General features: G+C 68.1%; 25 protein-coding genes. 11 read left to right on the plus strand and 14 right to left on the minus strand.

The annotated features are described in order from the left end of the window. Positions 1–13: 13 nt before the first annotated feature. Positions 14–763, plus strand: coding sequence for an FAD:protein FMN transferase (locus tag ACRB8A_RS18160; RefSeq protein WP_432246066.1), 750 nt, complete (start codon positions 14–16; stop codon positions 761–763). Here ACRB8A_RS18160 and ACRB8A_RS18165 read toward each other — a convergent pair. Both ACRB8A_RS18165 and ACRB8A_RS18170 read right to left on the minus strand, forming a co-directional pair. Further along, complete coding sequence (locus ACRB8A_RS18165) at positions 760–1521, minus strand: SGNH/GDSL hydrolase family protein (protein ID WP_050687453.1); 762 nt, start codon at positions 1519–1521, stop codon at positions 760–762. The two genes, ACRB8A_RS18160 and ACRB8A_RS18165, sit on opposite strands and share 4 nt — an antisense overlap. A 51-nt stretch (positions 1522–1572) precedes the next feature. Next, positions 1573–2052: a MarR family winged helix-turn-helix transcriptional regulator gene (locus ACRB8A_RS18170; RefSeq protein ID WP_050687455.1), complete on the minus strand. Its 480-nt coding sequence runs from the start codon at positions 2050–2052 to the stop codon at positions 1573–1575. Between the two features lie 69 nt (positions 2053–2121). Here ACRB8A_RS18170 and ACRB8A_RS18175 point away from each other — a divergent pair, with 69 nt between their 5' ends. Continuing rightward, the gene (locus ACRB8A_RS18175) at positions 2122–2409 is read left to right on the plus strand and encodes a YciI family protein (RefSeq protein ID WP_050687457.1); all 288 of its coding nucleotides are present in this window, start codon (positions 2122–2124) and stop codon (positions 2407–2409) included. A 6-nt stretch (positions 2410–2415) separates the two neighbouring features. Here ACRB8A_RS18175 and ACRB8A_RS18180 read toward each other — a convergent pair whose 3' ends face one another. The 9 genes from ACRB8A_RS18180 to ACRB8A_RS18220 form a co-directional block, all read right to left on the minus strand. Continuing rightward, positions 2416–3249: an SGNH/GDSL hydrolase family protein gene (locus ACRB8A_RS18180; protein WP_432246067.1), complete on the minus strand. Its 834-nt coding sequence runs from the start codon at positions 3247–3249 to the stop codon at positions 2416–2418. A 57-nt stretch (positions 3250–3306) separates the two neighbouring features. Continuing rightward, the gene (locus ACRB8A_RS18185) at positions 3307–4347 is read right to left on the minus strand and encodes a siderophore-interacting protein (RefSeq protein WP_050687463.1); all 1041 of its coding nucleotides are present in this window, start codon (positions 4345–4347) and stop codon (positions 3307–3309) included. Next, on the minus strand, positions 4344–5159 hold the full coding sequence (locus ACRB8A_RS18190; RefSeq protein WP_050687465.1) for an ABC transporter ATP-binding protein: 816 nt from the start codon (positions 5157–5159) through the stop codon (positions 4344–4346). Before ACRB8A_RS18190 ends, ACRB8A_RS18185 begins: the two co-directional genes overlap by 4 nt. A 1-nt stretch (position 5160) precedes the next feature. After that, complete coding sequence (locus tag ACRB8A_RS18195; protein ID WP_432246068.1) at positions 5161–6204, minus strand: FecCD family ABC transporter permease; 1044 nt, start codon at positions 6202–6204, stop codon at positions 5161–5163. Positions 6205–6284: 80 nt separating this feature from the next. Then, the gene (locus tag ACRB8A_RS18200; protein WP_432245266.1) at positions 6285–7376 is read right to left on the minus strand and encodes a FecCD family ABC transporter permease; all 1092 of its coding nucleotides are present in this window, start codon (positions 7374–7376) and stop codon (positions 6285–6287) included. A gap of 10 nt (positions 7377–7386) precedes the next feature. Beyond that, on the minus strand, positions 7387–8478 hold the full coding sequence (locus tag ACRB8A_RS18205; protein ID WP_432245267.1) for an iron-siderophore ABC transporter substrate-binding protein: 1092 nt from the start codon (positions 8476–8478) through the stop codon (positions 7387–7389). A 116-nt stretch (positions 8479–8594) separates the two neighbouring features. Then, entirely contained in the window at positions 8595–12041 is a 3447-nt protein-coding gene (locus tag ACRB8A_RS18210) for an ATP-binding protein (protein ID WP_432245268.1), read from the minus strand. Beyond that, complete coding sequence (locus tag ACRB8A_RS18215; protein ID WP_432245269.1) at positions 12038–12895, minus strand: DUF4194 domain-containing protein; 858 nt, start codon at positions 12893–12895, stop codon at positions 12038–12040. Before ACRB8A_RS18215 ends, ACRB8A_RS18210 begins: the two co-directional genes overlap by 4 nt. A gap of 2 nt (positions 12896–12897) precedes the next feature. Then, positions 12898–14346 carry a DUF3375 family protein gene (locus tag ACRB8A_RS18220; RefSeq protein ID WP_050687476.1) on the minus strand — a complete coding sequence of 483 codons (1449 nt, stop codon included), beginning with the start codon at positions 14344–14346 and terminating at the stop codon, positions 12898–12900. Positions 14347–14575: 229 nt separating this feature from the next. On the opposite strand from ACRB8A_RS18220, the gene ACRB8A_RS18225 reads away from it, so the two are divergent. The 3 genes from ACRB8A_RS18225 to ACRB8A_RS18235 all read left to right on the plus strand — a co-directional run bounded on the left by ACRB8A_RS18225 (position 14576) and on the right by ACRB8A_RS18235 (position 17665). Continuing rightward, positions 14576–14878, plus strand: a complete 303-nt coding sequence (locus ACRB8A_RS18225; RefSeq protein ID WP_432245270.1) for a hypothetical protein — start codon at positions 14576–14578, stop codon at positions 14876–14878. A 62-nt stretch (positions 14879–14940) separates the two neighbouring features. Continuing rightward, entirely contained in the window at positions 14941–16938 is a 1998-nt protein-coding gene (locus tag ACRB8A_RS18230; protein ID WP_432245271.1) for an acyl-CoA dehydrogenase family protein, read from the plus strand. 64 nt (positions 16939–17002) lie between these two features. Next, positions 17003–17665 carry a hypothetical protein gene (locus ACRB8A_RS18235; RefSeq protein WP_432245272.1) on the plus strand — a complete coding sequence of 221 codons (663 nt, stop codon included), beginning with the start codon at positions 17003–17005 and terminating at the stop codon, positions 17663–17665. Positions 17666–17719: 54 nt separating this feature from the next. Here the strand turns inward: ACRB8A_RS18235 and ACRB8A_RS18240 are convergent, their stop codons facing one another. Continuing rightward, entirely contained in the window at positions 17720–18118 is a 399-nt protein-coding gene (locus ACRB8A_RS18240) for a YchJ family protein (RefSeq protein WP_432245273.1), read from the minus strand. A gap of 242 nt (positions 18119–18360) precedes the next feature. Between ACRB8A_RS18240 and ACRB8A_RS18245 the strand changes: the two genes are divergently transcribed. The 6 genes from ACRB8A_RS18245 (at position 18361) to ACRB8A_RS18270 (ending at position 24094) form a co-directional block, all read left to right on the plus strand. Further along, positions 18361–19089: a hypothetical protein gene (locus tag ACRB8A_RS18245; RefSeq protein WP_050687486.1), complete on the plus strand. Its 729-nt coding sequence runs from the start codon at positions 18361–18363 to the stop codon at positions 19087–19089. 27 nt (positions 19090–19116) lie between these two features. Then, a complete protein-coding gene (locus ACRB8A_RS18250; protein WP_432245274.1) occupies positions 19117–20121 on the plus strand; it encodes an aldo/keto reductase family protein in 1005 nt (334 codons plus the stop codon). A gap of 7 nt (positions 20122–20128) precedes the next feature. Next, positions 20129–20998 (plus strand): SDR family oxidoreductase, encoded by an 870-nt coding sequence (locus ACRB8A_RS18255; protein WP_432245275.1) that lies wholly within the window; start codon positions 20129–20131, stop codon positions 20996–20998. A 54-nt stretch (positions 20999–21052) separates the two neighbouring features. Further along, positions 21053–22171, plus strand: coding sequence for a sulfite oxidase (locus ACRB8A_RS18260; protein WP_432245276.1), 1119 nt, complete (start codon positions 21053–21055; stop codon positions 22169–22171). A 62-nt stretch (positions 22172–22233) separates the two neighbouring features. Then, positions 22234–22620, plus strand: a complete 387-nt coding sequence (locus tag ACRB8A_RS18265) for an RNA-binding S4 domain-containing protein (RefSeq protein ID WP_050687492.1) — start codon at positions 22234–22236, stop codon at positions 22618–22620. After that, positions 22613–24094, plus strand: coding sequence for an amidohydrolase (locus ACRB8A_RS18270; RefSeq protein ID WP_432245277.1), 1482 nt, complete (start codon positions 22613–22615; stop codon positions 24092–24094). Before ACRB8A_RS18265 ends, ACRB8A_RS18270 begins: the two co-directional genes overlap by 8 nt. Here ACRB8A_RS18270 and ACRB8A_RS18275 read toward each other — a convergent pair. Further along, a complete protein-coding gene (locus ACRB8A_RS18275) occupies positions 24091–24633 on the minus strand; it encodes a hypothetical protein (RefSeq protein ID WP_285241957.1) in 543 nt (180 codons plus the stop codon). The two genes, ACRB8A_RS18270 and ACRB8A_RS18275, sit on opposite strands and share 4 nt — an antisense overlap. 27 nt (positions 24634–24660) lie before the next feature. Continuing rightward, entirely contained in the window at positions 24661–25881 is a 1221-nt protein-coding gene (locus tag ACRB8A_RS18280; protein WP_432245278.1) for a hypothetical protein, read from the minus strand. Between the last annotated feature and the right edge of the window lie 153 nt (positions 25882–26034).

Genomic DNA, 26034 nt, shown 5'->3' on the forward strand with positions numbered 1-26034 from the left:
CACCTTCACCAGCATGGGAACTGTCATCAGCCTCGCGCTGGTTCCCGACGGCCCGGCGGCAGGGCAGGCGGCGGACGACGAGCTTGCTGCCGCACTGGCCGTCGTCGAACGCCTTTTCCGGGACCTGGACGAAACGTTCAGCCTGTACCGGCCGGATTCCGAAGCGAGCCGGCTGGCCCGCGGTGAACTGACGCTGCCGCGTGCGTCGGACATCATGCGGGACCTGTATGCGGAGGCCCACGACTGGCGGCTGCGCACTGAAGGGGCGTTCAGCCCTGAGCGGCCTGACGGTGTGCTTGACCTCTCCGGGCTGGTGAAGGGCCACGCGATCCGTGAAGCCGGCACCTCCCTGCTGGCCCTGGGCCGCAGGAACTGGTGCCTGAATGCCGGCGGTGATGTACTGGCGGGCGGCTCCCCCGTCCCCGGCAGCGGCGAGCCGTGGCGGGCGGGAATTGTTGATCCCGGAAACCGCGGTTCCCTGGTCGCCGCCTATCCGCTGGCAGCAGCCGGCCGGCACCTGGCCCTGGCAACCTCTGGTTCAGCGGAGCGGGGCGACCACATCTGGCGCCAGCACGGCCGGCCGGCGGAGTTCAGCCAGGTGTCGGTTGCGGCGGCGGATATCGTCACGGCCGACATCCTGGCCACAGCAGTGGTGTCAGGCGGGACACCGATGCTGGACCGGGCAGCGGACGGCTGGGATGCCGCCGTCCTGGCCGTACGGACTGACGGTTCGCTGGTGGCGACGCCTTCCTTCCGGCGCTAAAGCCGCGTCAGTGCCGGGTACTTGGGAGCCAGGCCATCGCCGGAGGACTTGCCCGTAACCCGGCGGACAACCCAGGGGCCGGCAAACTCGCGGACCCAGCGGGCGTTGGCGCGGAGGGCCTCTGCGCGGCTGAGTTCCGGAACCGGAGTCATGGGCGGAACGTCGATGGAGTGTTCGTGCGCCAGGACGTCCAGCACCCGCTTGGCCATGTTTGCGTGGCCGGCGGCGGACATATGCATCCGGTCCGTGGCCCACATGCCCCAGTCGTAGTATTCGCTGAAACGCCAGTAGTCCACCAGCAGGGCGCCGTGGTCGCCGGCGATGCCGCGGACCAGCTCGTTGTAGATCGCGGTGCGGCCGCGCATGGTGCTGAACACCTTCGAGCCCCGCGCGTCGAAGCCCGTGAAGAGCACCACGGTGGCGCCGGTGGCACGCAACCTGCGGATGCCGTCGTCGTACTCGCCCAGGAGGTCGTCGATGTCGATTTTGGGACGAAGGATGTCGTTCGCGCCTGCGTAGATGCTCACCAGCGTGGGTTGCAGCGCTACGGCGGCATCCACCTGCTCGGCCAGGATCTGCCGGAGTTTCCGCCCGCGGATGGCGAGGTTGGCGTAGCCGAAGCCGGGATCCGCGGCTCCCAACTGCTCGGCCACGCGGTCGGCCCAGCCGCGGACCCCGTTGGGGCGCGTTGGGTCGTCGTCCCCCACTCCTTCAGTGAAGGAATCGCCAAGGGCCACAAACCGGGAAGAGAATTCCATCCGGCCAGTTTGCCATCCGTTGCCGCGAGCAACCAACTGGCGGGGCCGGCATCAGTTTTCGCGCAGGATCCAATGGTTGGCATCCAGCCGGCCAACCACCTTCTCGCCGATCCGGGCCAGGTCCTGGACGTCCTGGTCCGACAACGCATCAAGGAACAGTTCCCGGACCGTTTCAACATGGCCGGGCGCCAGCCCAACGATGGTGGCCATCCCCTCGGCCGTGAGGTGGGCGGTGGTGACCCGGGCGTCGTGGGGATGCGGTCGGCGCTCCACCCAGCCCCGTTTCTGCAGCTTGGTCACCACATGGGACAGCCGGGATAGCGAGGCGCTGCTTCGTGCGGCGAGCTCGCTCATGGGCAGGAACCGCTCTTCCGTTTCGGAGAGCATGGCCAGGACCGTGTAGTCGAAGAGGGACAGCTTCCCGGCCGCGTGCAGCTTGGTGTCCAGGGCCGCCGGAAGCAGCGTGTTGATGCTTACCAGGGCCAGCCAGGCACGGCGTTCGTCGGCGCTCAGCCAGCGCGGTTCGGTCATGCGTCAATACTACGAGAAAGCCGTCGTTGATCCTTCAACCAGGCCCGCTGCCCCCGGTAGGGTGGGCGTATGTATGTTGTTTCCTTGACCTACCGCGTCCCGCAGGACATCGTCGATTTCCACAACGACGGCCACATGGCCTGGCTCCAGGAGGCCTTCGACAACGGCGTCTTCATCGCCGCCGGCCGCAAGGTGCCGCGGACGGGTGGGTTGCTGTTGTCGCAGGTGGACCGCGCCACCCTGGATGCCAGCCTGGCGCAGGACCCGTTCTATGCGAACGGTGTTGCCGAGTTCGACGTCGTCGAATTCCATGCCGGCCGGGTGGCGCCGGGGTTTGAAAACCTGCTGGACAGCTGAGGCGCATCAGGCGGCGGTTTTTTCGGCAAGCTTCCGCAGCCCGCCTTTGCGGGGCACCTTGACCGGTTCCGGCCAGCGCGCCGTGAGCGTGTCCCCCAGCGTGATCCCCCGGATCTTGCGGCCGAACAGCGGCAGGACCCAGTCGTTGATCCACCGCCGCTGATGGCGTTCCCATTCCCGCAGCCCGCGCCGCGCCGGCGCTTCCCAGTCCTTGGGCCGGATCTTGTGCGGCACCCCCAGCTGGTCCAGGACCTGCCCGGCCAGGTACCTGTGCCCGGCCTTTGACATGTGCAGCCGGTCCGCGTCCCACATCCGCCGGTCGTGGAACGCGTCCAGGCACCAGTAGTCCACCAGGACGGCGCCATGCTGCTCCGCAATCGCGCGGACGTGGCGGTTGTAGAGGGTGTTGCGCTTCTTCAGCGGTTCCAGCAGGGCCGAGACCTTGACGTCGAACCCGGTGAACAGCACCAGGACAGCCCCGGTGCCGGCCAGGCGGGCCACCAGCTGTTCGTAGTCGGCCATCAGCGCTGCCATGTCGGTTTTCAGGTCCAGGATGTCATTGCCGCCGGCGTACAGGGTGATCAGTGCCGGTTCCATGGCCAGCGCCGGTTCCAGCTGCTCGGCCACGATGTGCCGCAGCCGCTTGCTGCGGATGGCCAGGTTCGCGTAGCGCCACCCGGGCTGGTCCTTGGCCAGTTTCTCGGCCACCCGGTCCGCCCAGCCGCGGACCCCGTTGGGCAGCCGGCCGTCGCGGTCGCCCACACCCTCGGTGAACGAATCGCCCAGGGCAACAAACACGCGACGGCCACTTTGGGGCAGCAAGGGGGCAACAGGCACCAGCCCACGCTAACCGGCCAAAGCGGCCAGCGGACGACGGCGGCATGAACAGGAAGGTGCTCAGCCCTCCGCTTTGCCCTGCCGCCAGTAGCCCATAAAGGCCACCTGCTTGCGGTCGATGCCCACATCGCGCACCAGGTAGCGGCGCATGTCCTTGATGACGGCCGCCTCACCGGCGATCCAGGCGTAGAACGGCATGGCGCCGGCTGGCATGTCCGGGTTCTTGGTTGCGGCGATCGCCCCGGTTTCCATCCGCGCGGGCGTCTCCCAAAGGATGTCCACGTCCACGTTGACGTCTTCGGGCTCGGGTCCCGCGCCGCCGTCGGCCGCTTTTAGGCCCACCCAGCCGGGCACGGGGACGGCCTTCCGGACGGCGTCCTGCAGGAGTTCGCCGTGCGGACGGGACCGGCCGATTGACGCACCGCGCGCCAGCCAGGTGATCTGGACGTCGGCGGCGGACTCCAGCTCCTGGAAGTCGCCGGCTTCGGGAACCTCCAGGATGGCGTGGCCGCTCATGTAGGCGGGCAGGCTTTCGAGGATGGCGGAAATGGCCGGGAGGGCGGTCTCGTCGCCGGCGAGCAGGACGCGCTGGGCCAGCCCGGGGCGCCATTCGATGCCGCCGTAGTTTTCCGCGGTCCGGCACAGGGCGGCCCGGTTGTTGGGGCCGATGATGGTGATGGCGTCGCCGGGCTTGGCGTTCAGGGCCCAGTTCGCGGCCGGGCCGCCGTGCCCGTGGTCATCAAAATGCATCACGAAGTCCACGTCGATCTCCGGGTACACGGAATCAAGCCGGGACGAGCGGACCGTGTAGGTGCGCATGGAACCGCGGACGGCCGGGTCCATGGCGAGCCATTCGCGGTACCAGCCGGCCTCGGTCATTTCGAAGGCCGGCAGGGGCAGTTCGGTGCCGTCTGCGGCAAGGGACGGGATCATCAGCTTGATGCGCAGGTCCAGGGAGTCGCCGTTGACGCCGAAGTCCCGCAGCGCGTACCCGCCGAAGGTGATCCTGCGGAAGTTGGGGCTCAGTTCCTGGACGGAGGAAACGGTCACCTCGAAGGCGAGGGTCATGGGCTCGGTGGTGGCAACTTCTCGGGTGTTCATGAAACAAGCTCCAGTTCGTTGGCTGGGACGTGGTGGCGCCCGATGGGAATGATCAGGGGGGTACCGGAAACGGGGTCCGGGATGACCCGGGATTCGAGGCCGAAGACGCTGCTGACCAGTGCCTCCGTGACCACCTCCTGCGGGGTGCCCGCGGCCACCACCGCTCCGGCTTTCATGGCGATGACGTGGTCGGCATAGCGGGCGGCCAGGTTAAGGTCGTGCAGGACGATGGCCACGGTGGTGCCGCGGCTGCGGTTCAGGTCGGTGATGAGATCAAGCACCTCCACCTGGTGGGCCAGGTCCAGGTAGGTGGTGGGCTCGTCCAGCAGCAGGACTTCGGTTTCCTGCGCCAGGGCCATGGCGATCCAGACGCGCTGGCGCTGCCCGCCGGAGAGTTCGTCCACGTCCCGTTCGGCAAGGGCCAGGGTTTCGGTGGCCTCCAAGGCCCGGTGCACGGCGGCGTCGTCCTTGTCGCTGCTGCTGCGGAAGAAACCCTGGTGCGGGTACCTGCCACGGCCCACCAGGTCGCGCACGGTGATGCCGTCCGGGGCGGTGGGGTGCTGCGGGAGCAGGCCCAGGGTGCGGGCCAGTTCGCGGGCGGGCCGGGAATGGATGTCCTTGCCGTCCAGGGTGACGGTGCCGGCGGCGGGTTTCAGCAGCCGCGAGAGGCCGCGGAGCAGCGTGGACTTCCCGCAGGCATTGGCGCCCACAATCATGGTCACCCGGCCCTCGGGAATGCCAACGCTCAGGCTGTCCACCACGCAGCGCTGGTCGTACTTCAGCGTCAGGTCCTTGGCATCGAGAACTGCCATGTCAGGCGTCCTTTCGGTTGGCAGTGACCAGGAGCCACAGCAGGAACGGGGCGCCCAGGGCGCCGGTGATAACGCCCACGGGCAGGACCGTGCCGCCCAGGATCAGGGGGGCGAGGTTGGCGGCGAAGTAGTCGGCCGCGAGGACGATCACCGCGCCCACCAGGGCCGACGCCGGGAGGCTGGCTTTTTTGGTGAAGCGGCGCGCGATCGGTCCCGCCAGGAACGCCACAAACGCCACCGGCCCCGCGGCGGCGGTGGCTACGGCGGCGAGGGCCACGGCGACGATCACCAGGGCAAGCCGGGCCACGCCGACCTTGATGCCCAGGCCGGCGGCGGCGTCGTCGCCGAGTTCGAGGATCCGCAACGGGCCGGCGATCAGGGCCACGGCCGGAACCAGGATCGCCAGGGCGATGGCCAGGACACCGGCGCGGTCCCAGTTGGCAGAGTTCAGGGACCCGTTGAGCCAGACCAGGGTGTCGGCCGCGGTGCGGATGTCGGCCCGGGTCATCAGGAAGTTGACCACGGCGTGCAGGGCAGCGGCGATGCCCACGCCGGCCAGGACCAAACGGTTGCCGGCAGCGTTGCCGTTGCTGGTGCCGCGCATGGCCCCGCCGCTGGAGATGCCGTAGATGAGTGCCGCCACGGCGAGGGCGCCGGCCATGGCGGCAACGGAGACCGTGGGCCCGGTGGCGCCGAAAACAATAATGGACACCACGGCGGCGGCGCTGGCGCCGTAGCTGATCCCGATCACGTCGGGGCTGGCCAGCGGGTTGCGGAGCATGGTCTGGAACAGGGCGCCGGCCAGGCCGAACGCAACGCCGATCATGGTGCCTATCACGGCCCGGGGCAGCTTGTTTTCCATCACGATGAAGCTGGCGCCGGGGATCTTGTCACCGCCGGTAAAGTGCGCCACCAGGATCCTGATGAAGTCCGGGATGGTGACGGTGTAGCTGCCCAGCAGGATGGAGACGGCGAAGAGGACCACCACGGCGGCTGCCAGGATGGCGGTCCTGTTGATCCGGCGCCGGCTCCTCCGTTGCCCTATCACTTCTGGTCCCCCCGGGGTGGTTTTGGCGACCGGAAGTGATAGCGCATCCGGGGCGGCGGGAGTGGTGTCGGTGCGGGTCACAGCCCGGCCCCCTTGCCGCGGCGGACCAGCCAAACGAAGAACGGGGCGCCCACCAGGGCGGTCATAATGCCGGCCGGGACTTCACCGGGCAGCAGGATCACGCGGCCAATGATGTCGGCGCCCAGGAGCAGCGCCGGGGCCACCACCAGGGAAAACGGCAGGATCCAGCGGTAGTCCGGTCCGGTCAGGAAGCGGACCGCGTGCGGAACCACCAGGCCAACAAAGCCGATGGGTCCGGCCAGGGCGGTGGCGGTGCCGCACAGCAGCACAATCCCGAGGGCGGCCACGCCGCGGGCCAGGCCCACACGCTGGCCGAGGCCGCGCGCAATGTCGTCGCCGAGGGCCAGGGAGTTGAGGATGCGGCCGGTCAGGAGCACAACCGCGGCGCCGACGGCGAGGAAGGGCAGCCCGGGCAGGACTACGGACCAGTCGCGGCCGGCCACCCCGCCGACCTGCCAGAAGCGGAACCGGTCAAGGGTGTCCTGGCTGGAGACCAGGATGACGTTCATGAGCGAGTACAGGCCGGCACTCAGCGCGGCACCGGCCAGCGCGAGCTTGACCGGGGTGGCGCCGTCCCGGCCCAGGGACGCAATGAGGTACACCAGCACCGCGGCGGCGCCGGCACCGATGAAGGCGAACCAGATGTAGCCGGAGAAGGTGGCCACCCCAAAGACATAGATGCCGGTCACCACGGCAAGCGCCGCCCCGGCGTTGACCCCGATGATGCCCGGATCGGCCAGCGGGTTGCGGGCCACGCCCTGCATGGCGGCGCCCGCAAGGCCAAGCGCCCCGCCCACCAGGAGGCCAAGGGCGGTGCGGGGGATACGGGCGTGGACCACGGCGTGGTCGCCGTTGGCGGCATCGAAGCTGGTCATCGCCTGCCAGACGGTGGCCAGGGGAAGGCCCCTGGCGCCCACGGCCAGGGAGGTCCCGGCAAGGAGCAGCAGTACAACGACGGCGGCCAGCAGCCAGGCGGTCCGTTTCCCTCCGGAAGCGGACCACTTGACGGGACCACGGGAGACCCGCCCCGGCACCGGAGTGCCGGCGCCGGGCGCCCACTGGTCCGCCGTCGTTGTACCCTGCGTCATGGCGAAGTGCCTACTTCACTGCGTCCGCGGCGGTGGCCAGCTGCGGCAGGAACGTGTCCAGTGACCACGGCAGGCTCAGCGGTGACGACGCGGAGATGGACAGCGTCAGCGTGTTGTCCGAATCGGCCACGAGGGCGCCGTTTTTGATGGCGGGGATCTGGCCCAGCAGCGGGTCGGCCTTGATGGCGTCCGTGGTGGAGGCATCCGGAACCCAGGTCACGAAGATGTCCGAGTCCAGTTCGTTGGCCTTCTCAGCGGACCAGGCGACAAAGAAATCCTTGGACCCCTTCGAGTTGTCCTCCACCACGGGGGCGAGCTTCATGCCGATCTCCGAAAGAAAACGGGGGCGGTTGTCGTTGGCGGTGTAGACGTTCACGCCATCACCCTTGGCAGGCTCGAGGTTGCCGTAAATGAAGGTCTTCTCTGCCAGCTGGGGGAACTTGGACACCTTGTCCGTGACGGTCTTCTCGGTATCGGAGACCAGCTTGGTGGCTTCTGCTTCCTTGCCCAGGGCCTTGCCGATGATGGCGGTGGAGTCCTGCCAGGACGTGCCGTACGCCAGCTCAGGGTGCGCCACCACGGGTGCGATCTCGCTGAGCTTCTTGTAGTCCTCTTCGGTCAGGCCGGAGTAGGCGGCCAGGATGACGTCCGGGGTGAGCTTGGCGATCTCTGTGAAGTTGATGCCGTCCGCCTCGGAGTACTGGACGGGGGCCTTGTCCGTGCCAAATCCGGCACCCAAATCCTCGAGGGCCGCGTCCTTCCACGGGGTGGAGCCCTTGTCGTTGCCGCCCCATTCGTTGGTGGGGACGCCAACGGGCACCACACCCAGGGCAATGGCAACGTCGTCGTTGACCCAGGAGACGGTGGCGACCCGGGTGGGCTGCTTTTCGATGGTGGTCTCGCCGTAGACATGTTTGATGGTCACGGGGAAAGCTGTGCTGCTGGAGCCGGCAGTGCTGGCGTCCGGTGTGGAGGCCGCGGGGCCCGTGGAGCAGGCCGAGAGCGTGAGGGCCGCTGCGGCCAGGACCGCCGTCGCCTTGCCGGCTGATTTGAACAGCGTCCGGCGGGTGGCGGTCAGGCCGGTGAAGTGGGGGGAAGTCACGGAACTCCTTAGGTGAATGATGCGAACCTAAGTAAGGCTAGCCTAGCCTCCCCCCTATTACGAAAGGTTTGCGTACCTTAATCATTTCCCGTGACGAAGGACACACGCCACGCGGGCTAACGCAGGACGATGTCCACCGGGTTCGCCTCGGACCGCCAGGCCCCTTCCGCCCCTGCCGTGGGCCTGATCACCGGGGCCGTGAGGACGCCTGAACGGTTGGTGCGCTTGTCCCGGAGGATCTCGGTGACGGACCCCAGGTGCCGGGACAGGTCGATGACGTTTTCCGGGGCCGCCAGCAGCAGCTGGAACCCGAATTCATGCAGCGCCTTGATGCCGGCGCCGGCGAACTCTTCGGAGGCCAGGACGAAGGCTTCATCCATCATCACCGTGCCGTAGGTGGTGAAGCCCTGCTCCGCGATGCCCAGCTGGTAGCTGAGCGCTGCCGCCATGATGAACGCCGTGAACCGCTGCCGCTCGCCGCCGGACATCGACCCGGTGTCGGCGTGCATAAAGACCTCGGACCGCTTCCCGCCGCGGGGTCCGGTAACGTCGCGGTGTTCCTTGCACTGGATAAAGAGGTGGCCGCGGACATCCAGCACCTCGGCGCGCCAGCGGCGGTCCTCCGGAGCCTGCGAGCCCAGCCGCCGGACCAGGGCCTCCAGCGACTTGTAGCGGGCGGTGAGCTCGGCGTCCTCGTCGCGTTCCTGACCGGCTTCGGGCCGCGCCGGCCGGGTGTGGCGGGCCTTGAGCGCGTTCTGGATGGCGTCCTTGAACGCCTTGGCAGTGGGCGGCAAAGTCTGCTTGATGTCCAGCTCCAGGAAGCTTCCTTCATGGAAGTTCACCTGCGACAGGATGCCGTTCAGCGGCAGGATCCGGCTGGTGATGGACCGCCGCTCTTCATCCAGCAGATGCAGCAGCGTGCTGAACGATTCGTGCGTGCGCTGGTTGAAGAACTGCCGGAATTCGGCTTCCTGTGCCGGCAGCCCGTCGCTGACAATCGCGTGGTACCGGGTTTCGAAGTCGGCTGCGGCGCCGATGCTGGTGCCGTGGTCGGCCGAGATGGCGCTGCCCCATTCGCGGACAAACCCCTCAAAGATCCTGGTGAGCCGCTCAGCGGTGCCCTGGCCGCGGGATTCGGCGGCGTGCAGCTCCCCCAGGAGCGTGGAGCGCACCCGGTTGGCCAGGTTGTCCAGTTCATGCAGCTCCGTGATGTCGCCGAACCCGTCAAAGTAGGGCGCCAAGGCTTCGACGGTGGCGTCCGACGGCGGCGCTTCGGCCAGGCGCCCGCGCGCGGCGTCCAGCAGGGAATCGGCGGTGGTCAGCTGCCGGTCCAGCGCCTTGTACTCGCTTTGCAGGACGGCAGCCGACTCGGTGCTGGACTGGTGTTTCTGCCGGGCCTGCTCGATGTTGGCGCGCAGCGGTTCCAGATCCGCCTGCGCTGCGAGCGCATCCTTGAGCCGCTGCTCGATCCGTGCCAGGTCCTCCGCCGCGACGGCGGCCGACACCTGGTCCCAGGGCCTGTCGTCCGCTGCGACCCGGCGCAGGGCTTCAAGCTGGCGGCCCATGCCCTGGTGTGATTCCTCCCGGCTCTGCGCCAGTTCCGCGGCCTTGGCCACTTCCTGCCGGAGGTCGGCCACCTGACTGGCCACCAGTTCCAGCTTGGCGGCGTTGTCGAAGCCCAGCACGTAGTCCTGGCGGCTGGTGAACCGGTCGTCCTTTTCCACGGTGTGGCGGTTGCGTTTGACCACCCCGCCAAGGCTCAGGCCCTTCTCCAGGGCGGCGAGTTCGTCCGGGTCCTCCACGCAGGGGAAGGCGAAGTCGAGGGCGATCCGCTCGCGGACCCATGCCCCTGCTTCCGCTGCCCCGCCGGCGGTGAGGATATCCAGCTTGCGGAGCAGGTCGCCGTCGTTCACGTCCTCCACCGCCAGCGCACCGCCTGGCAGCGGCTTGGACACGTCCACGGCGCGGAGGGCGCCGCGGATGTTGTTCGCGTTCAGGTACCGGGTCACGGCGCCGAAATGCTCGCCTGGCACCAGCAGCGTGGTGGCGAGGCTGCGCAGGGCCCGCTCAGCGGCGGGGCGCCAGCGCTCCTCGCCTTCCAGCAGGTCCATCAGTTCCCCCGCAAAGGGCATCTGGTCCTCGGGCACACCGGTGGCCGCGGCAATCGCGGTCCGGTTTTCAATGCTCGACGGCGGCAGCAGGGATTTGCGTGTCTTCAGGGACACCAGCTCCTGCTCAGCCGCGGCGAGTTCCCGCTTGCGGGTCGCATGGGCGTCAAAGGCCTCAAACCGAAGCTCCTGCAGGGCCTGGGAGTCGTCCTTCAGCTCGGCGGAGCGGGCTGCTGCCTGTTCGTGCGCCTGATCCCAGCCTGCGGCCGTCCAGGCCAGCTGCAGGCCGGCATCGGCGAGCGCGGCGCGGGCGGCCTCCTCCACCTGTTCGCGGAGCTTCAGGCTGACGCGCGCGTTCTCGAGCGACTGTTCGATCGCGGAGATCGCGTTGCCGCCCTGGGTGTTGTAGTCCGTTTCCAGCTGCCGGAGATCCTTGGCCAGCGCATCCCGGACGGTCCGCTCCGCCCCGAGGTCCTGGGCCTTGGCCTGTGCGAGCTCCCGGAACCGGGTCAGCGTCTTTTCGTGGACGGTGACTGCCAGCTGCTGCCGGTACGCCTCGAATTCGCCGCCTGCGAGGTCCCGGAGCCGGTTGGCGTCCAGCAGCGCCTGGGCGTACTCGCGGTTCAGCCCAGGGACCGGCGCCAGCTGGTCGCGCTGCTGGCGGACGTCTTCGAGCCGCTGCCGGATGGACATCAGGTTGCTGAACTCCTCCACCACGTCGTCTGCGGCCGCCAGGGTGGCCGGGGCGTCCAGGACCTGGTCCCGGAAGAAGGTGTTGACGCTGCCGCCCAGGCCTTTACCGGCCTGGATGACCCGCAGCAGCGGAAGCGCCTGGTCCGAGTTGATGCCCAGCAGCCGCCGGAAGCGCTCGGCAAACGCCTTATGCACGTCAAAAACCTGGGCGTCCGGGAACACCGTCTCCAGCGCGGCCTTGGTGAAGCGCTTGTCCGCGATGTCCTCCAGGGCCGGCAGGTCCAGCGGTGAGCTGTCGATCAGGTAGAACCGGCCAACGCTCGATTCCGTGCCGTTTTTGGGCAGGTCGAAGAGCGCGGACACCGTCACCCTGGTACCGGCTGCGTTGTCGAACGTCAGCGCCACCGCTGACCAGGTGGCGCCGGGGCGCTGGAACGCACTTGCCGAGCCCTCGCCCACGGCTTTGTCGCCCACCTTGCCGCGCATGTACGTAAAGGTGGTGCGTTTGTCCTCCACGGCCCCGCCGGAGCGCTGGGCTGCGGCCTCGTTGGACCGCGGCCGCGCGTCGAACACCCGCAGCATCGCGTCGAAAAGTGTCGACTTGCCGACGCCCGAGTTGCCGGTCAGCAGCGTGCCGTTGCGGTCCACATGCATGGTGTGCGCACCGTGGAAGGTGCCCCAGTTGACCACCTGGACCAGCGCCAGCCGCATCTGCCCCGGGTTCGTTTCTTCCCCGAGGGGAAGCATGCTGGCGATGCTCACTTGGTGCCTTCTTCGGTGGTGGTGGTACCGTCCGCGTCGTCGGCGGCATCATCGTCGGTCGCTGTTTCGGCGTCGAGGTCAAGGAGCGGTTCGGTGCCCGACGGGTCCGCCGAGGCTGCGACCAGGGCTTCGATCTGGGCCGGGATATCGCCGATGTTTTCGAACGGGAGGGCCAGCGGAAGGGCGTTGGAGATGGTGTACACGTCGTCCAGGCCCGTGGCCAGCAGGAGCTGGCGGGCCAGGAGCTTAGTGATGGCCCGGGTCACTACATCGGAATCCCGCAGCGCGTCCTGCTGGCCCGAGGGCTGGTAGTGGGCCACAAGGTCGGCGATTTCCTCGCGGGTGATGGTGGGGTCAGTCTGCGCCGTCACGTGCCGGTCCAGCAGCAGGCGGAGCCGGAGCAGCACAATCGTCTCCACCCGGCTCAGCGCTCGCTGCTGCCGGAGGATGCTGGAGCGGGTGCTGCCGCCGATCGCGTCCGGATCCACGGGACGTAGCACAGCAATTTTGCGGTCATGGTCCAGTTCCATGGTGAGGAACAGTTCGGAGAGCCTGCTGCGGATGATGACCCGGTTATCCAGCAGAACCGTCCAGAGCTTCTCGTCGCGGCCGCCGTCTATGTACGGTCCCTTGAGCAGCTTCACCAGCGCCTGCCGCACGCGCATGGGCAGCACCCCGGTGTCGCCCGGAAAGAGGGCAGCGCCGTCAATGAACGTGTCGCGGGGCCCGGCGGCAAGGGAGCGCCCGGCGGCGGGTTCGGCGTCCGCCCCTGCCCGGGCTACGGCAGCAGGTCCGGCTGCTGCGGCAACGGATTCGGAAGGTTCTGTTCCGGTTTCAGCGGAGGGTTCAGTCATCGTCAATCCTTTGCGAGGGTGACCACCGGCAGGTATGCCCTGCGCCGGGTGCCGTCTATCTGTTCGAAGTCCAGTCCGGCCCAGGCCCCGCGGTCGAAGTCCGCGCCGTCCTGCAGGGCCTGGGAGAGGAGGCCGCGGATGGTGTTGATGTGCTGCTCCCCGGGCGGCAGCTGTTCCCAGGCGTCCGCCAGGGTGGCTGCCCCGGCCATGGCGGAACGGATCGCAGCCGGGTTGGCCTTGCCGGTCCTCGGCGAGCGCACCCGGTCGGAGTCGCTGAACGCGATGGGGTCGGCAAGTTTGGGCGGGGCCGCAAACCCGTCCGGGTCATAAAGCTTCACCATCGACAGCGATTCGAATCCGGCGTTGAAGAGCACCGGTCCGCGGACCAGGCCGGGGCGTTCGCGCTCATACGGGAGTGACCTGATGGCCTGCTCCGCTTCGCGGAGGACCCTGCGGAGCCGGACGGACTGCCGGAAGTCGTCGCTTTGGACGTAGGTGTTGAGGCTTTCGCTGAGCTTGCCGTAGATCCGCTGGATCTGGCTGTGCTGCTGGCGGAGCTCAGCCACCAGGTTCTTCAGGGTCTCCCTGTCATCCGCGGACAGGTCGTCGGCAAACTGCCTGCTGAGGACTTCACCGATGGCGGACCTGAACCGGACCTGTTGCTGCGGGTCCTCCAGGAACGCCGTGAACGACCGGAACGTGCGGCCCTCGGGGCTTTGCCGGAGCCGTTTGTCAGCGGCCAGCACCTGGGCCATCGTGGCGCCCTTGGTCAGGGATTCCTCGATGATCTGGTTGCGGAGTCCGCCCACCAGCTCCTCGATCCGGTCACGCATCTTTTTGTAGTCGGCGGGCAGGCTGGCCGCGAGGTCCAGGATGTTGCCGGCGGCTTCCACGGCGTCGTCGTCATCCAGCACGCCGTCGAAGTCGCCGCTGCTGATGTCCTGAATCAATTGCCGGCGCTCACCGATTTCCTCTTCCAGGGATTCCAGCCGCGCGCTTTGGTCCGGGTTGGTTTCGTTGGCCAGCTTTTCCACGTCGCCCAGGAGGGTGCCCAGGCGGGAGCCGTTCAGGGTGGACCGCTCACTGGACAGGCTGTCCAGGAACGCCAGCACGCGGGCTGCAGGTTCGGTGACCTCATAAACAATCCGGCCCGACTGGTTCCGGCGGGTCAGGAACTGCCGCCGCGTCCATTCATCGCCGAAGGCCTTCCCGTTGGCGCCGCCACCCAGCCCGGGGTCCTGGCGGCGAAGCTCTTCAAGGAAGGAGTCGACGTCGGCGTGGAACTCTTCGAGCGGAAGCTGCGGGCGGGTACGGGTGAAGGATGCCTGCAGCACGGCGATCACCCAGGGAGCCGATCGCGTCAGCGCCCAGGCGGGGCCCTTTGTCAGGAGTTCGAGGTCCCGAAGCCTGGCGCTGATCGCGTCAGCGGATGACCTGGCGGAGCGGGGCACGCACTCTCCTTGGGCTGTGGGTGGGCGGGGTTGCGGCAGCACGGACGGAAAACTGCCAACTACAAGGTTAACGCAGGCGCCGCGACCGGCCCGTGACCTACCTGGCGGTAGTGTTTCGATCCCGTATCAACAGGCCTTTCCCTCGCCCGGGCTCTGGTCCCGCATGCGGCCGCACCCTACGCTCGGTGCTACCGATCTCATCCGAAGCAGCGCCGCAGCAGGGGGACTCATGAGCTTTGATCTCAGCACCGTGGAAACGGGCACCTTGGTTTTCGCCGGAACACTGGTATTTGCCGTCCTCCTGGCCGGGTTCGTGTTGACGGCCGGCCTGCTCGCCCTGGCGCTGCTGGGGGTGGGAAAGGCCACGTGGTTTGTGTTGTCCACCGCACTGCTGGCAGCGGTGCACGGCATCAACGCGGGCTGGGACCGGCTGGTCCACCGGGCCCGGCAGGGAGCCGCTGCCGGCGATTTCCAGGTCCAGCCTGCCCCTGGTACGGGAACCTACCCGCGGGTAATCTTGAGTGACAGCTGAAGGGTTCTCCAACCCGGCGGATCCATGGCTTCACCGGCCACTTCGGGCCTAGGAGAAAACCCATGAGCTCCGCTACGGACAGCACCACCGACTCCCCCATCGAAGACACCCCGGTGCCGGCCAGCGACATCGGCGCCGGCATCACGCCGGAGCAGGCCAGGGCCGTGGCCGAAGCTGCCCGGGAAACCGGCTGGGACCGGCCAAGCTTCGCCAAGGGCCTCTACCTCGGAAGTTTCGACCTGGGCCTGGTGCACCCTTGGCCCACACCGGATCCCGCGTCCGTGGCCCGGGGCGAAGAGTTCATGGAACGGCTCACCGCTTTTGCCCGCACCATGTCAGGGCAGGTCATCGAAAGGGACTCCCGGATCCCGGACGACTACATGCGGGGCCTGGCCGGCCTGGGTGTGTTCGGCATGAAGATTCCCGAGGAATACGGCGGCCTGGGCCTGTCGCTGGTGTATTACGGCCGGGCCCTGGCCCTTCTGGGCAGCGTCCATCCGAGCCTGGGCGCCCTGTTGTCCGCACATCTTTCCATTGGCGTGCCGGAACCGGTCAAGGTTTTTGGCTCCCCGGAGCAGAAGCGGGAGTACCTGCCCCGCTGCGCCGACGGCGCCATCACCGCATTCCTGCTCACGGAGCCGGATGTGGGCAGCGACCCGGCCCGGATGGGCAGTACGGCAACGCCAACGGACGACGGCGACGCCTACATCCTGGACGGCGTGAAGCTCTGGACCACGAACGGCGTGATCGCCGAGCTGGTGGTGGCGATGGCGGTGGTTCCGGCCCGGACGGACCCGGACGGGACCGTGCACAAGGGGGGCATCAGCGCCTTCATTGTGGAAATGGACTCCCCCGGCATCACCGTGGAGAACCGCAACGCCTTTATGGGCCTGCGCGGCATTGAGAACGGCGTCACCCGCTTCCACCAGGTCCGGGTCCCGGCAGCCAACCGCCTGGGCCGTGAAGGCCAGGGCTTGAAGATTGCCCTGACCACCCTCAACACCGGACGGCTTTCCATCCCGGCCCTGTGCGTGGCGTCAGGACGCTGGAGCCTGAAGATCGCCAGGGAATGGTCCAACGCCCGCACCCAATGGGGCCGGCCCGTGGGCGAACACGAGGCGGTGGGTAAAAAGATCGCCTTCATTGCGGCGTCCGCGTTCGCGCTGGATGCGGTGTTTGAACTGTCCGCGGAGCTGGCGGACGCCGGCCAGAAGGACGTCCGCATCGAAGCCGCGCTGGCCAAGCTGTGGGCCACCGAAACGAGCTGCCGGATCGCCGACGAACTGGTGCAGATCCGGGGTGGGCGCGGATTTGAGACAGCAGAGTCACTGGCCGCCCGCGGGGAACGGGCAGTGCCTGCGGAACAGCAGCTCCGGGACCTCCGCATCAACAGGATCTTTGAGGGCTCCTCCGAGATCATGCGGCTGCTGATCGCCCGCGATGCCGTGGACGCCCACCTGGCTGCCGCCGGCGATCTTGCCTCGCTGGACGCCAGCCTGTCCGACAAGGCCCGGGCCGCCGTCGGCGCCTCCGGCTTCTACGCCCGGTGGCTGCCCAAACTGGTGGCGGGCGCCGGCATGGATCCGCGGTCCTACGCCGGGTTCGGCCGGCTGGCCAAGCAACTGCGGTTTGTGGAACGGTCCTCCCGCCGCCTGGCCCGGCAGACGTTCTACGGGATGGGCCGCTGGCAGGCGAAACTGGAGCGCAAGCAGGCGTTCCTGGGCCGGATGGTGGACATCGGCGCCGAGCTGTTCGCCATGACGGCCTGCTGCTCCAGGGCGGAAATGCTGCTGCGGACACAGCCGGAACATGGTGCCGGCGCCTATGAACTGGCCGAAGCCTACTGCGAACAGGCGCGGGTCCGGGTCGAAGAACTGTTTGACCAGCTCTGGCGGAACACCGACGACTCCGACACCGCGCTGACCCGTAAAGTCCTCGACGGTCATTACACCTGGCTCGAGGCGGGGGTGCTGGACCAGTCCGAAGGTACCGGGCCGTGGATTGCCGACGCTTCGCCAGGCCCCTCGCACAAGGAGAACCTGCACCGGAACTACCGCTGACGCGGCAGGTCACGAAATAATAAGCACCCTTGCTATCACGGCGGGGCGGTGGTTGAGTTGAGCCATGAGCAGCGCACCTGATCCCGAGAACCTTCCGTACCGCGGCGTCCGTGGGGACGCTGCCGCCGGGGACACCTCCCTGACGGACCGGCAGACAGCCGTGGCCCGGGAAAAGGAGCAGTTCGGCGGCATCAAGGTGGGATCGGCTTTTTTCGGCTGGCTGAGTGCCACCGGGATGGCGGTGCTTTTGACGGCACTGGTGGCAGCGGCAGGCACGGCGGTGGGCCTGGCCAGCAACACTGATGTCAACGACGCCGTCAACCAGGCGGCGTCGGACGGAACCGTGGGGCTGGTGGGCATCATCGTCCTGCTGGTCATCCTTTTCCTCTCCTATTACTCCGGCGGCTACGTCGCGGGCCGGATGGCCCGGTTCAACGGTGCCCGGCAGGGCCTCATGGTGTGGATCTGGGCACTTATCGCCGCGATTGTCGTCGCAATCCTGGGGCTGGTGGCAGGCCAGCAGTTCAACGTGCTGGCCAACCTGAACAGCTTTCCCCGGATCCCCGTCAATGAGGGCCAGCTGACCACAACCAGCATCATTGCCGCGGTTGTTGTGGCGCTGATCGCCCTGGTGGGCGCGGTCCTGGGCGGCCTGGCCGGGATGCGGTTCCACCGGAAGGTGGACCGGGCAGGCTTCACGCCTGCCAACGACGCCGACGCATACTGACCGGCCGGAGCCCTTGACCCCGGGCCGGCTTCCCGGCGGCATCGGGTTGCGGCATCAGCCGTGCAGCTGGCCGTCCACGTAAAGCCAGCGGCCATCCTCCCGGACAAACCTGCTGGTTTCATGCAGGATGCCCCGCTCGCCGTCCTGGCGGAAGTAGGCCTTGAACTCCACCGTCCCCTCGGTGTCCAGCGGGCCGCCGCGTGCAGTGGATACGATGTCCAGCCGGCGCCATTGCAGGTCCGGGTCCAGTTCCAGGTCCGCCGGCGCGGTCCGAGGGTGCCACGTCCGCCGCAGATATTCGCTATCCAGCAGGGCAAAGGCCGTGTAGCGCGAACGCATCAACTGCTCCGCCGTGGCTGCAACCGATGCCCCCGAGTGGAACCGGCCACAGCAGTGGCCATACTGCTCGCCGGAAAGGCACCTGCAGTTCGCGTTGCCGGAATCCTCCGCCACTCTGTCCTCTTTTCCGCTTCCGGCTGTTCTCAGCGCCAACCCTGGACCTGATGGTGATCTGCTTCCTCCGACTATAAACGCGGCCGTGATGCCACATCCGGTAACAGGTTCGAAACAACCCGGGACGTGCCGCCCGCGGCGGGGGCACGTGGAGCCAAAAATCCGTATGGTGGAGGGGAAGCTGCCGCCCTGGGGGACGGCTGCCGGTGCGCGCCCCGCTGCCGGCCGAAAGGAGAGCTGACGTGGAGAATCCGGACACGCTCATCCTCAACCTGACCTTTTTGGGCACCATGGGCGTTGCCTTCCTGATGTTCGTCGTGTTGTTCCTCCTGGGCGTCACCACTCTGGTCCTCGCGGGCCTGGGCCGGTTGGTCGCCCTGGTGCTGATGCTCGTCTTCGGCCGCCTCCGCCGGGTGGAATCCATCCGTTTCGGCCCGTCGGGACAGCAGGACCCGGCAGGAACGCCCGACGCCGGGGCTCCCGCCGCAGGCACGCCCTGGCGCGCCCGCGCGGGGCTGCTGCAGGCCGGCCGGATCACTGCGCTGCGCACCGCCGTCGTCCGCCATCCGCTCCTTTCCGCCGCGAAAACCGCCGCCAAGCGGGAACCTGCGGTCCTGTCCGAAGGCTGGGCCGCCGCGGTATCCCAGGCGGACGCGCGCGCCATGGCCAAAGCCCGGGCGGCCGCACCCAACATCAAGGTTTCCGTCCGGGATCTGCCGGACCCCGAGCTTCCTGCCGGAAAAGTTGACGAGGTGGCCCCGCTCGTTGAGTCGGCCCTGGCGGCGAAGACTCCAGCAGGCAGCGCGCCGCGCTCCTTCCAGAAACCCCCGGCGGCACCCCTTTCGCCGCTCGACACGGGGTCACTGATGTCGTTGGCGGGCCCGCCGCAGGGCCCCAAGAGGAAGCCGGCCATGCCAAAGCCCGCCACCACCAATGCCTCCCAAGCCAAGGACCGCCAGCACTTACCCTGAGCAACCATCTGGGCTAGCGTGAAAACCATGGAATTCAGATACCTCGGTAACAGCGGCTTCAAAGTTTCGGAAATTACGTTCGGCAACTGGCTGACGCACGGCTCACAGGTGGAGAACGACGTCGCCTCCCAGTGCGTCCGGGCAGCCCTCGATGCAGGGATCAGCACCTTCGACACGGCCGACGTCTACGCCAATACAGCAGCGGAAACAGTGCTCGGCGACGCCCTGAAGGGCGAGCGGCGGGAATCCCTGGAGATCTTCACGAAGGTGTACGGCCCCACCGGCCCCAAGGGCAAAAACGACCTGGGCCTGTCCCGCAAACACATCATGGAGTCCATCAACGGTTCCCTGGGCCGGCTGCAGACCGACTACGTGGACCTTTACCAGGCCCACCGGTATGACTTCGAAACGCCCCTCGAAGAGACCATGCAGGCGTTCGCGGACGTGGTCCGGCAGGGCAAGGCGCTGTACATCGGGGTCAGCGAATGGACGGCGGAGCAGCTCAGGGACGGTCACGCACTGGCGAAGGACCTGGGCTTCCAGCTGATTTCCAACCAGCCGCAGTACAACATGCTGTGGCGTGTCATCGAGGCCGACGTTGTGCCCGCCTCCGAGGAGCTGGGCGTGTCCCAGATCGTCTGGTCCCCGATGGGGCAGGGTGTGCTGAGCGGCAAGTATCTGCCCGGCCAGCCTGCACCGGAGGGCAGCCGCGCCACCGACGACAAGGGCGGCGCCAAAATGATCCAGCGCTGGATGCGCGACGACGTGCTGGCCGGTGTGCAGGACCTCAAGCCGATCGCCGCGGAAGCCGGGCTGACCATGCCGCAGCTCGCGGTGGCCTGGGTGCTGCAGAACCCCAACGTCGCTTCGGCCATCGTGGGTGCTTCCCGGCCGGAACAGATCGCTGACAGCGTGGCCGCTGCCGGTGTCACCCTCGACCCGGACGTGATGAAGAAAATTGACGACGCCATCGGTTCGCTGGCCGAGCGCGATCCTGCGCTGACCAAGTCGCCCGAGAAGCGCGAAGCGTAGGCCGGCCGTGGCGTCCGAACCCAGCCCGGAAAACCTTCCGCAGCTCGCTGTCACCGGATCCACCGGCGGCCTGGGCGGGATGGTGGCCCGGCAACTGTCCGCGGACGGCACGGCCCAGCGCCTGCTGGCCCGTGACCCGTCCCGGGCGCCGCAGCTGGACAACGCCCCGGCCCTTGCCTGCAGCTACGGCGACGCCGCGGCCGCCGAACAGGCACTGGCGGGAGCCAAGCTCCTGTTTATGGTCTCCGCGGCCGAAACCGAGGACCGGGTGCAGCAGCACTACGCCTTCATTGATGCCGCAGTACGTGCCGGCGTGGAGCACGTGGTGTATACGTCCTTCTACGGTGCCGCCCCGGACGCCACCTTCACCCTGGCCCGGGACCATTTCGCCACGGAGCAGCACATCCGCGCTTCCGGGATGGGGTTCACGTTCCTCCGGGACAATTTCTACCTCGACTTCCTGCCGCTGCTGGCGGATGGCGGGGGAGTGATCCGCGGTCCTGCAGGGAATGGCGCCTTCTCCGGGGTCGCTCGCGAGGACGTGGCCCGGAGCGCGGTGGCCGTCCTCCGGGATCCGGCGATCCACCGGGGCATGACGTATAACCTGACGGGCCCCGAGGAGCTCACACTGTCCCAGGCCGCCGCCGTCATGACGGCTGGAACCGGCCGCACCATCAGCTACGAGCCGGAGACACTACAGGAGGCGTACGCGTCCAGGGCCTCCTACGGCGCCCCGGACTGGCAGCTTGATGCCTGGGTCAGCACCTACACGGCGATGGCGGCAGGCCACATGGCCGGCGTTTCGCCCGACGTGCATGGGCTGACCGGGCAGGACCCCATCAGCCTGGCGGAGTTCCTGACCCGGACGCAGCTGTAGTTGTTGACGGCCGGGATAAAGCAGGCGTAAACCAGTCCTGAGGAGCGCAGCGCCATGGCACAGATCCACGACTTCCAGCAATCCACGCAGTACCCGTGGCCAGTCGGGGTTCCCGCGCCGGCCGGGCCGACCGACGGCCCGCTCACGCCGCCCGAGCTGCAGCTGGCGGCCCGGAACCATGCCATGCCGCTGGAGGCGCTCCGCCGGGACTTCACCGCGCCGGGTCTGCACTACGTCCTGACCCACTTCGACATTCCGGACCTTGATGCCGCCACCTGGCACCTGCAGGTTGGCGGAGCCGTGGAACGCTCGCTGGAAATCAGCATGGCCGCGCTGAGGAAAGAACCCGGCATCACGGTGCCGGTGACCCTTGAATGCGCCGGCAACGGCCGGTCGCTGCTGGCGCCTCGGCCGGTCAGCCAGCCGTGGGTTCTTGAGGCCGTGGGGACGGCCAACTGGACCGGTGTTCCGTTGTCCCACCTGCTGGGGAAGGCAGGGGTCCTGCCGCAGGCCGTTGAGGTGGTGTTTACCGGCGTCGACGCCGGAATCCAGGGTGGCGTCCCACAGAAGTTTGCGCGGAGCCTGCCGATCCACGAGGCGATGCGGCCCGACGTCGTCCTCGCCTACGCCATGAACGACGGCGACCTGCCGCCCCAGCACGGCCATCCGCTGCGCCTGGTGGTTCCGGGCTGGTACGGGATGGCGAGCGTGAAATGGCTGGAATCCATCGAGGTGGTCACGGCCCCCTTTGCGGGCTACCAGCAGGACGCGTACCGGTACCAGGATTCCGCTGACGACGCCGGCACCCCGGTTTCGCGGATCAGGGTGCGTTCGCTGATGGTTCCGCCGGGAGTCCCGGACTTTTTCACGCGCCACCGGGTGGTGCCGCGGGGGCAGGTGCTGCTGGAAGGGCGGGCCTGGTCCGGGCAGGGAGCGGTGACCGGCGTCGAAGTTGGCGTGGACGGCCAATGGATGCCCGCGCAGCTGGAAAAATCCCTGGGTGGGTACGCCTGGCGGAAGTGGACGGTGCCGTGGACCGCCGATCCCGGCGAACACGTCCTGTGCTGCCGCGCCACTGACGACACCGGCGCCACCCAGCCCCTGGAGCAGAACTGGAACTACCAGGGGATGGGCAACAACATGGTGCACCGGGTGTCAGTCCGCGTCGACTAGGACCCCCGGCGGGAAAGCCGCCGCCTGAGCCGCAGGCCGCGGCGCTATACTCGGTGCCAGCCATGACCAGCATTCCATCCTCCCCCGCCAGTGTCCGCATCGATGCGTGGCTGTGGGCTGTCCGCGCCTACAAGACCCGCTCCGCGTCCACGGCCGCGTGCCGGGCCGGTCACGTCCGCCTGAACGGCAGCCCGGCCAAGGCATCGGCAACCCTGGTGACCGGCGATACCGTCACCGTCCGCATGTCCGGCTATGAACGCACCCTGGAGGTGCGCCGGCTGCTCGCCAAACGTGTGGGCGCTGAGGTGGCTTCGCACTGCTTCACCGACCACACCCCGCCCCGCCCGGTGGCCCCGGCGCTGGGCCTGCCGCAGCGTGACCGCGGGGCCGGCCGGCCCACCAAGAAGGACCGCCGTGAAATGGAGCGGCTGTCGGGCCGGCATGACTGAGCTGATCCTCACGGCAGTCCGCCTGCCTGCCGGAGACGGGCCGGACGGGCCCCTCAACCTCCACCTTCGTGATGGCATCGTGGCAGGCGTAAGCACCGGGCCGTTGGCAGGTGCCGCCGGCATTGAAGTCCTCGACTGCGACGGCCGGTTTGTCATACCCGGGCTCTGGGACGAGCACGTACACCTGAACCAGTGGGCCATGCACGCCAACCGGATCGACCTGTCAGGTGCGGCCTCGGCACTCGGGGCGGCGGCCGCCGTCGAACGCCACCTGCTGGCCGCACCCGGCAGCGACGTCACTGCCGTGGGGGTGGGGTTCCGCGACGCACTGTGGCCTGATGCGCCGACGCTGGGGCTCCTGGACGGGGCCACGGGAGACCGGCCCACCGCCCTGATCAGCCACGACCTGCACTGCGTGTGGGTCAACAGTGCTGCCGCCCGGCGCCATTCCCTGGCCGTGGACGGGTCCGGGTTGCTGCGGGAGGAACCGGCTTTCCTCCTGACCCGCGAGCTGGGCCTGCTGCCGGACACCGTGCTGGATGAGTGGGCGCAACAGGCAGCCCGGGCGGCCGCCGCAAAAGGCATCGTGGGCGTGGTCGACTTCGAAATGACGTGGAACCGTGATCCGTGGCTGCGCAGGTTCGGTGCGGGCTTCGACACCCTCCGGGTCGAGGCCGGAGTGTATCCGCAGGACCTCGAACGCGCGGCGGGGCTGGGCATGCGGACCGGCGTGGAACTTCCCGGCGGCGGCGGGCTGTTGCGGACAGGTCCCTTGAAGGTGCTCATCGACGGGTCGCTCAACACCCGCACCGCTTACTGCGTTGATCCCTACCCCTTTGGTGGGCACGGCCTGCTCACGGTGAATGACGCCGACCTGCTGGCCCTCCTGGTGCGGGCCCGTGAGACAGGCTTTGTGCCCGCTGTGCATGCAATCGGCGACGCCGCCAACCGGGTGGCGCTGGATGCCTTCGAACGGGCAGGCATTGGCGGGCGGATCGAGCATGCGCAGTTTGTCCGCGCCGATGACTTTGCCCGCTTTGGCCGGCTGGGAGTGGTGGCCAGCGTGCAGCCGTGCCACGCCCTCGATGACCGGGATGCGGCCGATTCCAACTGGCCGGGCCGGACGGACCGGGCGTTTCCGTTGCGCCGGCTGCTGGATGCGGGCGCAACACTCGCTTTCGGTTCGGACGCGCCGGTGGCGCGCCTGGATCCGTGGGCGGCCATGTCCGCCGCCACCACCCGTTCGGCTTTTGACGGCCGGGAGCCCTGGCATCCGGCTGAAGCCATCACCCGCCGGCAGGCCCTGGCAGCCTCCACGCGGGGCCGCGGGACGGTCCGGGTGGGCGACCCGGCCGACCTTGTACTCCTGGACGCGGATCCGCTGGCCGTTCCGGACCCGGATTTCGCCGCCATGCCGGTGGCAGGCACGCTGGTGGCCGGGCGTTTCACCTACGACGGCGGGATGCCCGGTTAGCTTTTGGTGTCACCGCTGCGGACCGGAATGGCCTGCCCGGCGACGCGCGCCTGCTCTAGGTTCGCGAACGGCAACCGCCCATAGGACTCGACGAAGGCGGCGTGGTACCCGGCTTCCGCGGCGCTGAGCTGTTCGGCCGGCATCTCCTTCCAGGCGACCACCAACGACTCCGAGTCGAGCAGTTGCCAGACCAGCCGGCCGTCCCAATGGCCCGGCGGGCGGGCCCGGCCGAAGTCCAGGAACTCCTGGATCTGGCGGCGCAGGCCCCGGTTGCCCTTGCTTCCCGGGCCTGCCTTGCCGAGGTACAGGACAGCTGCGCCGTCCACCCACTCAGCGGCGAGCGCATCCTTCGGCAGGGTGGGGCTGCGTTTTTTGAAAGTACCGGCCGTGCTGGTCTTCAGGAACCGGGGTTCGAAATCCGCCGGCGCCATGATGGTGAAGATTCCCGGCCCTTGGGGAACCCTGATGATGGCGAGGTCTTCGATTGCCCTGAAGCCTGCAAAGCCCTCGGCTTTCAGGCCCTTCTTGCTGAACTGCATAACTTCATTGAACAGCATCACCGGGATTCAGCGCGCCGGCCGCCCGGACAGCTGGTGTGCCGGCTCCGGCCGGGCCCTCTTGCGGACTCCCATCAGTACCAGAATGACGGCGGCAACCACAGGTGAAAGGAAGCCGGCCGCGGCAACAAGCATGAGTCCTGGCCAGATCCCTGCCACGGCCATAAAAGCCACGCCAACGATGCGCAGTGACCGGCCGCCGGGCAGGAGCCGTCCCAGTGGGAGCACCAAAGCGCAGCCCATAAGGCTGGCCGCGACCAGCGTCACCGGCCACTGCCGTGGATGGCCCGCACCGAGGAGCTGGGCAACTGCCTCCATGATGAGAGCTGCGCAGCAGAGCAGGACGGACCACCGGATGACCTTGCCCACCACGGGCGCAAGAATTCGTCCGGCCGCGAGGACCACCGATACGGCAGTAACAGCGCCGGCGCCTAAGCCAAGGTTCATGGCCCTGGTGGAGTCCGAGGCGAAGGACGTCCACTCGCTGCCGGCGAGGGCGAATGCGGCACAGGCCAAACCCAGTACCAAGCCAAAAAGGGCCCCGGTTCGTGCCGCCTTGCGGTCCCGGCCGGCAAGCCGGGGTGCGGGCATCCGGTGCCTGTCTGCCGCGGCATGTGCCGTGGGTCCGGACGAGCCAACTGATGCGGTGTTTTGCGTCCAGCCGGAATCAGCCGGGGATCCGGTCCCTCCGCTACCCATCCGCAAGGCCACAATCAGGACCACCACGGCCACAATGGTGTTCAGGAACTGGCCAATCATGATCATGGCGCCTAAGACCACGGCTGACGGGACCGCCACCAGGGCAGACAATGCCATCTGCCGGAACAGCGTGCCGCGGACCCGCAGGACGGCGTTCACCGGTGCCAGGAGGAAGATGGTTCCCGCCGCCCAGCCTGCGGCAACAAACAGCAGGGAAGCGGATCCAAACCAACTGTTCCCCTGTGCCAGGTCTGCTTCCTCGAAGCCCACGGCGATGCTGGACAGTGACAGCCCCGCCAATGCGCACGCCGGAACGGCTATTACTGCGGTAAAGAGCGCCGCCGGAGCCGATAGCCTGCCGGTACGGTGCATCAGCGCTGTCGCTGCGAGGGACAAACCAAGCGGTCCTGCAAAAGACGCCAAAAGCATCCTGAAGGCTTGTGTTTCCGGCGGCAGTGACGTGCTGGTCAGCGGCAGTGCCACGGCTCCGGCGAAAGCCAGGGCCGACACCGCAGCGAAGACCGCGGCCACGCGGGGTGTCGCTCTTTCTCCGAGACCGTGGGAACGCAGGGACCACACGTCCGCCCGGGATGGCCGCGATAGACCCCGCTCCGCGGCGTCTTGTTCAAGGGTGGCCAACATGACGGCCCCATTCCTGACCCGCCACGAGTGCGGATACCAACG

Source organism: Arthrobacter sp. G.S.26 (assembly GCF_050847375.1).
GTDB lineage: Bacteria > Actinomycetota > Actinomycetes > Actinomycetales > Micrococcaceae > Arthrobacter.

Bases quoted from the DNA above. Each gene is read 5' to 3' on its own strand.
- ACRB8A_RS18190 (WP_050687465.1), bottom strand. From the start codon at position 5,159: ATGGCAGTTCTCGATGCCAAGGACCTGACGCTGAAGTACGACCAGCGC.
- ACRB8A_RS18160 (WP_432246066.1), top strand. From the start codon at position 14: ATGGGAACTGTCATCAGCCTCGCGCTGGTTCCCGACGGCCCGGCGGCA.
- ACRB8A_RS18200 (WP_432245266.1), bottom strand. From the start codon at position 7,376: ATGACGCAGGGTACAACGACGGCGGACCAGTGGGCGCCCGGCGCCGGC.
- ACRB8A_RS18230 (WP_432245271.1), top strand. From the start codon at position 14,941: ATGAGCTCCGCTACGGACAGCACCACCGACTCCCCCATCGAAGACACC.
- ACRB8A_RS18260 (WP_432245276.1), top strand. From the start codon at position 21,053: ATGGCACAGATCCACGACTTCCAGCAATCCACGCAGTACCCGTGGCCA.
- ACRB8A_RS18175 (WP_050687457.1), top strand. From the start codon at position 2,122: ATGTATGTTGTTTCCTTGACCTACCGCGTCCCGCAGGACATCGTCGAT.
- ACRB8A_RS18170 (WP_050687455.1), bottom strand. From the start codon at position 2,052: ATGACCGAACCGCGCTGGCTGAGCGCCGACGAACGCCGTGCCTGGCTG.
- ACRB8A_RS18275 (WP_285241957.1), bottom strand. From the start codon at position 24,633: ATGCAGTTCAGCAAGAAGGGCCTGAAAGCCGAGGGCTTTGCAGGCTTC.
- ACRB8A_RS18235 (WP_432245272.1), top strand. From the start codon at position 17,003: ATGAGCAGCGCACCTGATCCCGAGAACCTTCCGTACCGCGGCGTCCGT.
- ACRB8A_RS18250 (WP_432245274.1), top strand. From the start codon at position 19,117: ATGGAATTCAGATACCTCGGTAACAGCGGCTTCAAAGTTTCGGAAATT.
- ACRB8A_RS18165 (WP_050687453.1), bottom strand. From the start codon at position 1,521: ATGGAATTCTCTTCCCGGTTTGTGGCCCTTGGCGATTCCTTCACTGAA.
- ACRB8A_RS18215 (WP_432245269.1), bottom strand. From the start codon at position 12,895: ATGACTGAACCCTCCGCTGAAACCGGAACAGAACCTTCCGAATCCGTT.
- ACRB8A_RS18185 (WP_050687463.1), bottom strand. From the start codon at position 4,347: ATGAACACCCGAGAAGTTGCCACCACCGAGCCCATGACCCTCGCCTTC.
- ACRB8A_RS18265 (WP_050687492.1), top strand. From the start codon at position 22,234: ATGACCAGCATTCCATCCTCCCCCGCCAGTGTCCGCATCGATGCGTGG.
- ACRB8A_RS18225 (WP_432245270.1), top strand. From the start codon at position 14,576: ATGAGCTTTGATCTCAGCACCGTGGAAACGGGCACCTTGGTTTTCGCC.
- ACRB8A_RS18270 (WP_432245277.1), top strand. From the start codon at position 22,613: ATGACTGAGCTGATCCTCACGGCAGTCCGCCTGCCTGCCGGAGACGGG.